Source organism: Leptolyngbya sp. ST-U4 (assembly GCF_039962215.1).
Classification (GTDB): Bacteria; Cyanobacteriota; Cyanobacteriia; order Elainellales; family Elainellaceae; genus Leptolyngbya_A.
The window spans coordinates 1,010,816-1,023,322 of the sequence record NZ_JAMPKZ010000001.1 but is presented as its reverse complement, the minus strand read 5'-3'; the positions used below and the strand labels follow the sequence as shown (position 1 = coordinate 1,023,322).

At 52.0% G+C, this 12,507-nt stretch carries 10 protein-coding genes; 6 read left to right on the top strand and 4 right to left on the bottom strand.

Features of this window, described 5'->3' with window-relative positions; translation table 11 throughout:
- Window positions 1-62 precede the first annotated feature (62 nt).
- From NDA02_RS04465 to NDA02_RS04455, 3 genes are read left to right on the top strand one after another with little or no spacing between them, the layout of a single operon-like run.
- Complete coding sequence (locus NDA02_RS04465) at window positions 63-3,344, top strand: response regulator (RefSeq protein WP_348254464.1); 3,282 nt, start codon at window positions 63-65, stop codon at window positions 3,342-3,344.
- A 49-nt stretch (window positions 3,345-3,393) separates the two neighbouring features.
- Entirely contained in the window at window positions 3,394-3,954 is a 561-nt protein-coding gene (locus tag NDA02_RS04460) for a chemotaxis protein CheW (protein ID WP_348247853.1), read from the top strand.
- Between the two features lie 12 nt (window positions 3,955-3,966).
- Window positions 3,967-4,695, top strand: coding sequence for a pentapeptide repeat-containing protein (locus tag NDA02_RS04455; RefSeq protein ID WP_190791361.1), 729 nt, complete (start codon window positions 3,967-3,969; stop codon window positions 4,693-4,695).
- Window positions 4,696-4,865: 170 nt separating this feature from the next.
- Here NDA02_RS04455 and NDA02_RS04450 read toward each other — a convergent pair whose 3' ends face one another.
- From NDA02_RS04450 to NDA02_RS04435, 4 genes are all read right to left on the bottom strand, one after another.
- Window positions 4,866-6,335, bottom strand: a complete 1,470-nt coding sequence (locus NDA02_RS04450; protein WP_190791362.1) for a glycosyltransferase family 2 protein — start codon at window positions 6,333-6,335, stop codon at window positions 4,866-4,868.
- The gene (locus tag NDA02_RS04445; RefSeq protein WP_190791363.1) at window positions 6,265-7,263 is read right to left on the bottom strand and encodes a radical SAM protein; all 999 of its coding nucleotides are present in this window, start codon (window positions 7,261-7,263) and stop codon (window positions 6,265-6,267) included. Before NDA02_RS04445 ends, NDA02_RS04450 begins: the two co-directional genes overlap by 71 nt.
- A gap of 475 nt (window positions 7,264-7,738) precedes the next feature.
- Window positions 7,739-8,512, bottom strand: coding sequence for a beta-carotene ketolase CrtW (gene crtW, locus NDA02_RS04440; RefSeq protein WP_348247856.1), 774 nt, complete (start codon window positions 8,510-8,512; stop codon window positions 7,739-7,741).
- A gap of 520 nt (window positions 8,513-9,032) precedes the next feature.
- A complete protein-coding gene (locus NDA02_RS04435; RefSeq protein ID WP_190790070.1) occupies window positions 9,033-9,227 on the bottom strand; it encodes a chlorophyll a/b-binding protein in 195 nt (64 codons plus the stop codon).
- Between the two features lie 482 nt (window positions 9,228-9,709).
- Between NDA02_RS04435 and NDA02_RS04430 the strand changes: the two genes are divergently transcribed.
- From NDA02_RS04430 to NDA02_RS04420, 3 genes are all read left to right on the top strand, one after another.
- Window positions 9,710-10,360, top strand: a complete 651-nt coding sequence (locus tag NDA02_RS04430; RefSeq protein ID WP_199296323.1) for a 2'-5' RNA ligase family protein — start codon at window positions 9,710-9,712, stop codon at window positions 10,358-10,360.
- 141 nt (window positions 10,361-10,501) lie between these two features.
- Complete coding sequence (gene nuoB, locus NDA02_RS04425; protein ID WP_347277817.1) at window positions 10,502-11,305, top strand: NADH-quinone oxidoreductase subunit NuoB; 804 nt, start codon at window positions 10,502-10,504, stop codon at window positions 11,303-11,305.
- Between the two features lie 286 nt (window positions 11,306-11,591).
- Window positions 11,592-12,419 (top strand): hypothetical protein, encoded by an 828-nt coding sequence (locus tag NDA02_RS04420; RefSeq protein ID WP_190790072.1) that lies wholly within the window; start codon window positions 11,592-11,594, stop codon window positions 12,417-12,419.
- Window positions 12,420-12,507 lie beyond the last annotated feature (88 nt).

Here is a 12,507-nt window from a genome sequence, read left to right as displayed (position 1 = left end):
TCGCCCCCTAGCCTCTCATTCCCACCCCATTCCCTCATCCCTCCACTCCCCACCCCTCCCCTATGTCACAGGATAAGGAACTCGCAATCCAACTTCAGTTTCTTGACGAAGCGCGAGAATATTTGAATACGCTGGATGAAGCCCTGCTCGGACTTGCCCATTACGGGGTTCATGTTGAAAAAGTCAATGCAGCCCTCCGATCGGCTCATTCGATCAAGGGGGGAGCGGGCATGATGGGCTTTACCGCCCTGAGTCAGCTCGCGCATCGGCTCGAAGACTCGCTCAAGGTGCTCAAAATTCAGCGGCAGACGATCGCCCTCGATGCAGAGCTAGAGGGACTGCTGTTGTCTGGGGTGGACTGTATGCGGCACGTCATTGACTGCGACAGACAGCAAATCGTGCTTGATCCCGCCTGGCTAGAGCGAGAGGCGATGCCCATTTTTGAGCAGCTTCACGATCGCTTGGGCGATCCAGAAGACGAAGATGCTCAGTCGATGCTGTCGCCAGAGGATGGGCATGACATTGTCCCGCTCTTGTTTGAAACCGAGGTAGAGGGCTGTTTGACCCGCCTCGAAGCCGTTTTGAGCGAAAACAATCCCTGTCTGCGTGAGGAGCTAGAAATTCTGGCGCAAGAACTGGGCGGACTGGGCGAAATGCTTCAGCTTGAAAACTTTACTCAGCTTTGTGGGTCGATTGCCGCTCACATTGCCGCCGCCCCCGATCGCATTGAGGACATCGCCCCGATCGCATTACAGGCTTGGCGACGATCGCAAGCTCTGGTCATGATCGGTCAAAGAGAAGCACTGCCAACGGCGATTGAAGTGCCCGATTTAACAGATTCGATGCCGGATTCAATCTGGAACCTGGATCAAGCGGCAGGTTTTGAGGTTTCAGTTCATCAATTTGAAGCTGAGCCTTTTGAAGCTGAACCCTTTGCAGCGGAAGCACATCATTGGGATAAATCAGATTTTGCAGTAACGGACGCTGCCGCAGTTGCTGAAGCTGATGCTGCACTGCTCGAGGGATTTGCGATCGATGATCCGATTTTCGACTCTGTGAAGGACTCTGTGCTGAACGAAGCGGCTTCAGACTCACGCCCTGCCACCGTCGAGGTTACGGCAACCCAGCCAGAGAACTCCGCGATCGTTTCCCCAACGATTCCTGAAGTTACAGCAAACGCACCAGCTTCGAGTAAAGCCGGAGTTCGATCGGAAGCACGATTTGCAGAAATTAGCGTAGATACGTCTTCTCCCACGGCTGCGAAAGATACCGGAGAGAACACGGTGAGAGTTCCGGTGAAGCAGCTCGACCAATTAAGCGATTTGTTTGGTGAGCTGACGATCGAACGAAACGGGCTTGATTTACACCTGAAGCGTTTACGCGGTTTGATTCAAATTTTGAACGAGCGTGTTCAAGTTTTAGAACAGTCAAATACACATTTAAGAGATGAATACGATCGCGTTGGGGTTCAAACCGAATCCAGCCTGCCGCCTGCCCTGCGATCGTCCGACTCAACCTTGAATCTAATTCCTTATCAAACTCCGCTCCTGCCCTCAGCAGACAGTGCACTGAATACAAGACTGAACGGTTTCGACAGTCTGGAAATGGATCGCTACAGCGATGTGCATTTGCTGTCGCAGGAAGTGATGGAAACGATCGTGCAAATTCAGGAAGTCGCCAGCGATATTGATCTCAGCCTGGAAGATACCGAGCAAACGGCGCGAGAACTCAATAAAACATCGCGTCAGCTCCGCACTCGCATGACCCAGGTGAGGATGCGTCCGCTGTCGGATATTACGAACCGTTTTCCGAAGGCACTGCGAGAGCTATCGCTGCAATACGGTAAGTCCGTTGAGCTGGTGCTGCATGGAGAAGGGACGCTGATCGAGCGCAATATTCTCGAAGCGTTGAGCGATCCGCTGATGCACCTGCTTCGCAATGCCTTTGATCACGGCATTGAAACGCCAGAAGCCCGACGGGCAAACGGTAAACCAGAGCAAGGCACGATCGAAATTACTGCGAGCCACCGCAATAGCCGCACGATTATCACGATTCACGACGACGGCGGCGGCATTCCGATCGAGAAAATCCGTGCAAAGGCGCAGCAAATGGGCTTGGATGAAACTCTGCTTGCAGCTGCCAGCGATGAAGAATTATTGTCCTTGATTTTTGAGCCAGGATTCAGCACGAGCGATCGGGTCACCGCCCTTTCCGGTCGCGGTGTAGGCATGGATGTCGTGCGTGATCGGCTGCGGCAGATTCAGGGCGAAATTAAGGTCAACACGCAGGCTGGCAGGGGCACAACGTTTATTCTGTCCGTTCCCTATACTCTGTCGGTGACGCGGGTTTTGATTGTGGAAAGCAACGGAATGCTGCTGGCGTTCCCCACCGACTCGATCCAGGAAATGATCTTGCTGCAACCCGAACAAATTATCAAGACAGCAGGCAGCGAAGCCTTCACCTGGGAAAACACGATGGTTCAATTGGTACGCCTCTCTCAGTGGCTTATGTTCAACCATCCTCGCTATCAGGACGACCTGGAAACCCCGCCTGCGATTACCGTCCCCACCGTCTTGCTTGTGAATCAGGGCAATCAGCCCGCTGGAATTCAGATCGATCGCTCTTGGGGAGAACAGGAAGTTGCCATTCGTCAGGTCGAAGGCGGTTTTCCAATGCCGCCCGGTATGAGCAACTGTACGATTCTGGGAGACGGACGGATTGTGCCTCTGGTGAACCTGCCCGAACTGCTGCACTGGATCGCAAGCTGCGAACGATCGGTCGTCGATGCTCAATCTGCCTATCCCGCCCTGTCCCCTGTGAATGGCATGAATGGCAGATTGCCCCTGGGAGGAACTGCCGAGCAATCAATCAATTTGTCGTCTGCGGGAATGCTCCCAGGAATGATTCCGGGAATGGTCGCGGGAATGTTGCCTGGAACCCCAGGGAGAATGCTGCCGAGAACTCAGCCAACCGTGCTGATCGTAGACGACTCAATCAACGTTCGCAAATACCTGGCACTCACCCTCGAAAAAGCCGGATATAGCGTCGCCCAAGCCAGAGACGGACAAGATGCCCTCGACCAACTTTCTTCTGGGCTGCACGTCGAAGCCGTCATCTGCGACATCGAAATGCCCCGTCTCGACGGCTACGGCTTCCTGGCACGCATTAAGTCAGACCCCCACCTCGAACAAATTCCGATCGCCATGCTCACCTCTCGCAGCGGAACCAAACACCGCCAACTTGCGATCAACCTCGGCGCATCCGCCTACTTCTCCAAACCCTACAACGAGCAAAGCCTCCTCCAAACTCTGGAACGTCTGCTTGAGCTTACTCCCGCTGGTTGATGGATCGATATCCCTCCGCTCCCTCATCTCCTCACCCCTCCACCCCCCAATGTCCTCCTTCCTCTCCCGCCGCGTTCTCCACCGTCGCTCAGATGCAATCCAGCCGCTGATCACCTTTCAACTTCAGCAATTGTGGTTTGCTCTGCCGATTCTGGTGGTGCAGCGCGTCATTCCGCTTCAGCAGGTGTATGGTCAGTCGGCGAATGGGAGCCTCAGCCTGACCCACTATCAGAATCAAGAGATTGTGGTGATGGACATTCGATCGCGGATTTTCACCGATCTTTCCCCCACTCTTCCACCCGCCGACTCAGAAGAAATGCCTGCCGCCCAGCCCCATCTGCTGATCCTTGACTACCGGGAAGGGGAACTCATGGGAATTCGGCTGGATGCGCTTCCGGTTTTGCGTCGCGTTCCCCGATCTGCCTTCGCCCCCGTGCCGCCCACCTATTTGCTCGAAAGCGGCATTCGCTGTGTCAGTGCCCTGGTCACACCCGCGGATTCAGAGCCAATGTTTTTCCTGAACCTGGAGCAACTTTTTGAGGTTCGATTATTGCAAAGCGCAACCTCGCGGGAATCCCTGCCTGCGTCTTCCCCTATTGAACGATCGTGATAAGCACAAGCCATGAAAGTAATTGATATTAAAACCGATATTAGACCTGTAATGAACGTTCAAATTCTCCTGCCGATCGCCGCAATTCTGCTTGCCATCGTGCCGATCGCCCTTCGGTTTACAGTCATGCCGCCGGAGCCGTCGGGGACAGAATCATCAGAAGACAAACCCTTGATCGCGCTGCCGATTCGCCCTACGCTGCCGCCGATCGATCGCATTAATCAGACCAATCGTTGCCCAGACTGTATCCTGGAGCAAGTTGACCTGCAAGGCCGTGACCTGAGCCGGATTGATTTGACTCGTGCAAATCTCAGACAGGCAAAGTTCACTAAAGCAATTTTGATCAATGCCATGCTGGTGCGGGCAATGCTGCGAAATGCCAATTTTCAGGAGGCACAGTTGCAGGGGGCAGATCTAGGCGAAGCAGACCTGCGAAACGCTAACCTTCAAGAGGCACAGATGCTGCACAGCAGCCTATCCAGAGCAAATCTCACCGAGGCACAGCTCCAGGACGCAGAACTTCGCGACGCTGACTTAAGCAATGCCAACTTGCAGGAAGCTAACTTTACCAATGCCAGCCTTTATGGAGCCATCCTTCGCAATGCGAATCTGCGAGATGCAAATTTTACCGGAGCCGATCTACGCTACGCTGATTTATCCGAAGCAGACCTCACCGGAACGAATCTAACGAATGCTCGCCTCGATTTTGCCACGCTGCCTCCCGACTGGCGATCGCCCTAAATTGCTCTTCACAGCAGGCAGTATTTCCTCTGTAACATCAGATTTTCGCTTTCCCCGGTCTTCTCCGCGACAGAACATGGGCAAAAGCGCAACAAAAAAGCGATCGATCGCAACCAACCGCTCCAATTTAATTTTTCTATTGAGCTAACAATTAAGCGAACAGCGGACATCTAGCCCTGCTTTGAGCCGTGATGCACTGTTTTAACCCACTTGAGCCGCTTCGGACGAACAGCCATTCGCAGCGTCGTGCTTGCCATTACTGGAATCCAGTGCAGCATATAGAGTGTTCCGAACAGGGTTTGCGCCATTGCATTTGCTACCCCGATCGGCAGTCTTCTCGACCGGGCTGTACCCGCCGCGCTTTGCGATCGCACCGTTTCCTTTTGTGTTGCCCGAATGCCCAGAAACAGATTGATCAGCGAGAACGTGATCATCAGACTGGTGATCGGAGCCAGCACCGGAGGCGTACTGCGGACGATCGCCATCAGCATATCTGGTACAGAGGCAGTGGGTAGAAGGTACTGCGACATCATGAACATCAGCAGGTCGATCGATTTTGTCGTGCCCATGCGGTTGCGAACCAGCAGTCGCCAGTAGTCCAGGTATCGCTGATAGCCGCCTTCTGCCCAGCGGTTGCGCTGATGCCAGAGCGCGGTTGCCGTGGTGACGCCTTCTTCACCAACGGGAGGAGTCATCAGCAGATCAATTTCCCAGCGATTCAGGTGCAGCCGCAGCGTCAGATCGAGATCGTCAGTAATCGTTTCCTCGTTCCAGCCGCCGCAGTGTTCCAGGGCAGCTCGCCGCACAAATTGACCGTTGCCCCGCAGTTCGCCAATGCCGCCGATCGCGATCCGCTGCTGCTGCACATAGCTATCAAACGCCATTTCTGCAGTCTGTCCGCGTGTCCAGAGGTTGGTCAATCCATTCACGATCGCCTTCCGCACTTGCACTGCCCCAATCGTTTCGCGGTCAAACAATGGCGCAACCCGTCGCAAAAGCTCCTTCGGAACCTGGGCATCAGCATCAAAGACGGCAATAATATCGCCCTGCGTCAGTTCCCAGACTTCGTTCAGCGCACCCGATTTTCCCCCTCCCGCATTAGCAGAACGTCGAACTACATGAAGCTGCGGATAGTCCTGTGCCAGTTTTTCTAGAACCTGCGGGGTGCGATCGGTGCTGTTGTCGTCAATGATCCACAGGTCGTAGCGGCTACTCGGATAATCCAGGCTGCATAAATCTTTAACCAGAGAGCCAATCACGGCTTCCTCATTTTTTGCAGCAACCAGCATCGAGACATAGGGACAGGCTTCGGGATCGTCGCTCGATAGCAGCTTCGCCGGGGGAAGCGGACGCGCCAGCAGCACTCGCAGCGCATGAATGCTCATAAGCGTGGTTAAACCCCAAACCAGCCAGATGCCCCAAGATAGCAGATGCAGAGCGATCGTGCCGCCCCAAATCATCGTGATTGCAACGGCTGCTTTTTGTCTTCGTCCTTCCATGCCTCGATCGAATAAATGACTGCTGGTGAGAGAATCGTCCAAGTCATTGTCATCTAGGGGTTCAGGAAGATTAGACAGGAGTGAGTTCATTCTTATTGGATCGCTGAAGGAATCGCTTTCGCGCCAGGAATTCGCCGGCATAGGTCATTTGATTGAGAAACCAGTATTTGTCAACGCCCTTGAAAAAGCTGGGGATCAGGTAACACCAGACCGTGCAGCCTTCGCATACCGATAGCTTGCCCTGCGACTGACGATATTCCTCAACCGTTTCCGATTCCCGATACAGCTCATAGAGCCGACCCTCGATCGGCACTCCGGTTTGAGCAAAGTGATAGCAAGGCAGCAATAGCTCATCGTGTGGCGAAATGGCGATGACTGCATCCACCGCTTTACAGCGTGGGTTTTGCGTATCGTTGCCGCCCGCCTCGATAAATGCCAGAGCAGCCTTATTGTAGCCAACATTTCTATACCTTCTGGCAGTTGACTCGATTGCCTGAGCAATCTCTGGTGTCGGATTTTTCTTGCTGTTGTAATTGCTGTGTGCCGTAAATGCCGGGTTGAGCCAGACCCGCACCCCCAGCTTTTGCCCCAGCTCTGCCACCCCGCCGATGCGATCGTAGTTTTGAGCCGTCACCGTGTGATTCAGCACCGGATATTCGCCGAGCGATAGGGCAAGTTGAACGGACTCAACTAGCGTATCGAAGATTTTCACGCCTCTGGAGTGGTCGTGGGTTTCTGCGTCTGCGCCATCTAGCGAAAAGTTGAGGAAATCTACTAATCCCTGAATTTCCTTTGCCTTCTTGGGGTAGAGGATCGTATTAGTGGTCATGCTGGTTGTGAAGCCAAGCTGTTTTGCAGTCTGATAGATTTGCCCAACATCATGACGCAGCAGCGGTTCACCCCCGGTAAAATCCACATACCTCACGCCTAATCGCCTCAAGTCGCGCAGATTATGCTCGATCGTTTCCAGGCTTGCCTCCTGCTTTGGCTCCAGTGCCCAAATGTCGCAGAAGTGGCAGCGAGCATTGCAGCGGTAGGTCAGATAGTAGTTGGCAATGAGGGGCGGCATAGGTTTCTAGAGGTAAACTTCTAGGGTTTGGAGATGACTAGATGGGATAGCGCAATGCCCGTCTTCAACGTTCTTGATAAACGCTTTTGTTTCCAGACAAGCCATCCCGACGATGAGCGCATTCGCTTTCATCAATCTTTCGACACTTGGAATAGTCTATCAAGGTTGCGGAGAAATATTGAGAAAATTAGTGAGCTTGCTCTGGCAGTCTTCTAACCCGATGATTCAGCAGGAAGGCAGAACCGTTGCCGATCGCCCTGGCTTGAGCATAGACATAAAAAAGCCCGCAGTTGCGGACTCAGGAAAGCAGTCTTGCATTAAATCAAATCGTAATCAGGAGTAGAAATAAAGAAAACCTTCAGGCAGGAAATCGATCAATATCAATCGATATTTATGCTCTATCCATGCTTTGTCTAGGCTTCAAGCATTGAACCCGACGCAAACTTGATAGAGTTGCTCCGCTGTAGCCAAGTGGCTACAGGGCATTTTGCAGTCTTGCATGATGGACTTTCGGCAGCCTCCACCAGGGAACACGCGGATACTCATGATGCTCTTCGTGATAGCCAAAGTGGTAGCAAGCTAGGAACGAGAGCAGGGTTGGTAGTGCGAAAGTTTTGGCACGATGGGCACTGGGATAACCGCCTTCGGGTTCTCGATGCGGCAGAAACGTCCCGAAGAAGAAGAGCTGAAGCGAGCTTGCGATCGACGGAATGACCCAAAACAGCACCAAATTTTTCTCAGGAATGTGCAGACAGAACTCTGCCAGGTTAAAAATCACCATCAGCCCAACTAGCCGCCGCCAACTCCAGTAACCCTGCATAAAGTGCAGATACCAGACGATCGGGTTTTTATGCTTGCCGTCGTGAAAATCGGGATCAAGTTCGCTAGCCGGATGGTGGTGGTGCATCCAGTGCTTTTTCAGCAGCTTCTTATAGGAGAATAAGCCGTAGAGCAACACGCACAGCGTTCCGATCGTGTTGTTCACTTTAATATTCGATGGGAAAAGCGCGCCGTGCATCGCATCGTGGGCAGTAATAAACAGTCCCGTGTAGAGGAACATCTGCCAGAGCATCATTGCCGGGATAACCCAGCCGGGGATTTGATTCAGATTAAGCGAGAGCAGACCGATGAGGCTGGCTGCCCAGATGCCAATAACCCCAAGCGCGATTATGAGCGCCAGCGATGACTCGGAAGCGGCTTTTTGCTCAATCTCACTTGGATGCGGATAGTTGTACGATGCGCCAGTCAATCTTCTACTCCTTTCTCTACTGAATCTCTACCAAATCAATTTCTACTGAAATAATCTCTACTGGAATAGCTACCAGGGAGATTTCGTCTCTATCAAGGGTTGCTTGTAAGGATCGCTCGAGTTTATTTACAAAACTTAACATAAATAGTTAAGCATAGCCCTAAGCCAATCGCAATCAATCAAACTAGCGATCTCTCTGTTGGTTTCCTGCCTCTCCGGTCAGAGACTCAGGGCAATGATTTTTGAAGGACGCGATCGATAAGCAAAATTTGTAGGTTGAATAAAACCAAAGCTCTGCTTCAGGACGTACCAGTTCTTTCTTAGGATTTGCTAATTGCAAAAGGCGATAGAGCAATAAAGCAAGTCATTGGTCTTTAGCCAGATTAAAGTTGCGTTCCAACCCTGCTAGACTGACTTGTTTCTTCCTTTGATTGCTTCGCAAATCTACTTTTTTCAGTTCACAATATTGAAAGAACTGGTACCTTTCATCACCCTATCTGATGAGTCCCGAATCAAAGTATTAGGACAGGTGAAGCAGGTCACGCACGACGCTATAACCGCCCAGATCCCACAGCAGGTATGCAGCGAAACCGATCATTGCTAAACGACCATTCCACAATTCTGCCTGGGGATTCCAGCCGAAGACAAAAGCATTGCGGTCGACCTGGTTGTAAGCCTTAGCAACGGGGGGTAGATCGGTAGAACGAGTTTCCATGATTAAGCTCCTTAGGTTGTGCTTGTTAACTTCGTACTTGTTGAAATCGGGTGCAATCGAATTACGATTGATGAGTTCATCCTAGTTTACCGTTTTGATGTTTGCAGTCTGTCTAGAGTTCTAACCTGTGCTTGTCTTCGAGAAGCCTAAAGAATGAGGAGTTTTACTTTAATGTCGCCCTGGTTATAGAGGCATTGCTTCATCTTCCAACAGGCTTATTCACTCTTATAGAACTGCTGCGTAAATAAGGAGTAATCATTAGCGCTGGTGTGATGTCGGTGTCAGAATTAATGTAAAAAACAACGTTAAAAATAAAGAAGAAATAAAGTTTGCTGGTGAAGTAAGGATTGGGTGATTGATCATCCTTTTCTCTGGAAAACACTGGTTCAAAGCTTTACAGCGCAGCAGCTATTTGAGCAACTACTGTTCAGGCACTCAAGGTTCAAGCACTCTAGCCAATTTCAGCAAAAGCTCCTCCCAACATGGCTCATCAACCTATCTTCTATGCCCCTGATTCTAATCAGCAGGCAATGCCAGGCAGTTTCCCTGCCGGCGCGATCGATGCCTTGCCGCTCGTGCTAACGCTCAAACTGGATTCCGCTAGCTTCGATCGGCTCAATCAACTCCGACAGGAATATTTCCCCAGCCATCGCAATTTTTTGCCTGCCCACGTAACGCTGTTTCATGCCCTCCCCGGGAATCAGGAAACCAGCATCCGCGAGACGCTGCAAATCGCCTGTGCGAATACGGCTCGATTTCCCCTGGCTTTTCCGACGCTGCGCTTTCTTGGCAGGGGCTTTGCGGCTGAGATCGAGGCTCCCGAATTAATACAGTTGCAGCACCAGCTTATGGCGGACTGGCACTCAGAGTTAACGCCGCAGGATCGGCAAAAGTACAAGCCGCACGTCACGATTCAAAACAAGGTTTCGCCTGAGGTGGCTAAACCCCAATACGAACAGGCTGCAAGAGCGTGGCAACCGCTGAGCGGGTTTGGTGAAGGGCTGTTGCTGTGGTACTACAAAGGTGGACCCTGGGAACTGGTTGAAGCGTTTGAGTTTCAGTCCAATTCTCCTAATGGAGAAACAGGTTCGCATTGTGCTGAGGCTGGAACTACCCCTTTGGATAGAAGGTAAAACCCGGACATAGCAAATAGGGTAGAGAGGCGGCTGCCTATCCGTGGTTAAGTCTTGCTTTTTAGTTTTGCGATGAAGCGAGCGACTGCTGGAAGTCATCTGCGTTTTTTCGATCGCCTCTCTCTGCGTATAAGTGCAGTTATGATGACCAATCCGTCTCGATCGGGTCAACCGTCTGAACCCAGTGGCTCAGATCTGATTGTGAATCCCGCCACCTATCCAAGTATCACCACGCAGCTTTCGGAAAACGTCATTCTGACGACCGTAGACGATTTGCACAACTGGGCGCGACTTTCGAGTCTTTGGCCTCTGCTGTATGGAACCGCCTGCTGCTTTATTGAGTTCGCTGCCTTGATTGGTTCGCGTTTTGACTTCGATCGCTACGGTCTGATCCCCAGAGCTTCTCCGAGACAGGCAGACCTGATCATTCTGGCAGGTACGCTAAATATGAAGATGGCACAGCCGACCCTGCGCCTGTATGAGCAGATGCCCGATCCGAAATACGTGATCGCGATGGGAGCCTGCATGATCACAGGTGGGATGTTTAGCGCAGACTCGCCAACAGCGATTCGTGGAGCAGACAAGATTTTGCCGATCGATGTCTATATTCCCGGTTGCCCGCCGCGCCCAGAAGCAATCATGGATGCGATCATCAAACTGCGAAAGAAAATTTCGGCAGAAACGGTGCAGGAACGTGGGGTGAAAGGTCAAACGCATCGTTACTACACCACCACCCATAAAATGAAGCCAATTTCAGCAATTCACGACGGCAACTACCTGCGAGCTGACAGTCGAAATAAGCCGCCTGAGCAAATTGCGGCAGCACTGGGCACAGAAATGCCGCCTGCACTGCAAACTCAGGTGTTCCGCGGCAGTGAGCGCATTCGCAGCGAAGAGCGCAATCTAGATACTTCTAGAGTCGAGGGTTCCGTAGAAGACATGTAAATTCCCTTGCTCAACTATCAGTACATCGCTCTGGTGTACAGTAGTGTTCCTTTTGATATAACCGATCGCTTAACCATGCAGTTCTCTCGGTAGACGTATGAGGCGATCGGTTTTGTTATTTTGATTGCAATCGTAGAAAGGTTGAACTTTAATTCAACGTGAAAAAGCTGCGGTATCGGCAAATTTTCAGCTTGAGTCAGGAATTTGTGCGTCGATCAAATCGCTGAACTAAACCGCAATCAATCCGGCGATTGATACGAAGATTGACAAGAGGAAAAAGACAGCAATGAATCGAACGAATCTAAAAAATCAAGTTTGGGTCAGTACGTTTGCGATCGGATTACTCGCATTTCCGCTCACAACTACTGGGCTGGCACAAACCTCAGGTGGTGCAGGTAGCACCGGAACCTCTGGAACGGCAACCACTACGGGAACCACCGGACCCTCTGGAACTGGAACAGGAACGACTGGAACCTCTGGAACTGGAACAGGAACGACCGGAACAGGAACGACCGGAACTTCTGGCACTTCTGGCTCAGCCGGGACAGCAGGTAGCACCTATGGCTCACCAGGAACGACTGGGACTTCTGGCACTTCTGGCTCAACAGGGACTGGGGCAACCGGAACCGGGACGGGCGGCTCAACCAATAGCCCCTCGATCGCACCTGGATCCACCGGAACGCTGACTTCTCCCGGTTCGTCTGGCACTTCTGGGACTTCTGGCACTTCTGATACAGGAACCTCTGGCACGGGAACGACTGGCACAACAGGTACCGGAACCACCGGAACCACCGGAACCTCTGGAATACCCGGAACGAACGAAACGACCGGAACCTCTGGAACCACTTCCGGCTCCGGCACGACCAGCACAACGCCCGGCAATTCTTCGACCACGGTGATTATTTCACCGACGGCTTCTCCCAGCCCTGTAACTGAAAGTCCAACGACAACCACGACGACCACGACCTATCGAAACGTCCGTGGCGATCGAAATAACAACCTGGGCTGGTTAGGCTTACTCGGTCTGCTGGGACTAATTGGCTTGACGCGCAAATCTCGTCAGGCAACTGTCCATCGTGAAACTGAATCCACGCGACCGGGTTCCAGATTCTAAAAAAGACAACAAAACAAACAGCGGATGGTTCAGGATTAATTCTTTCGCTTGTTGTGTTTTGTTGATTGGTTCAGTGGGTTGATCTGAA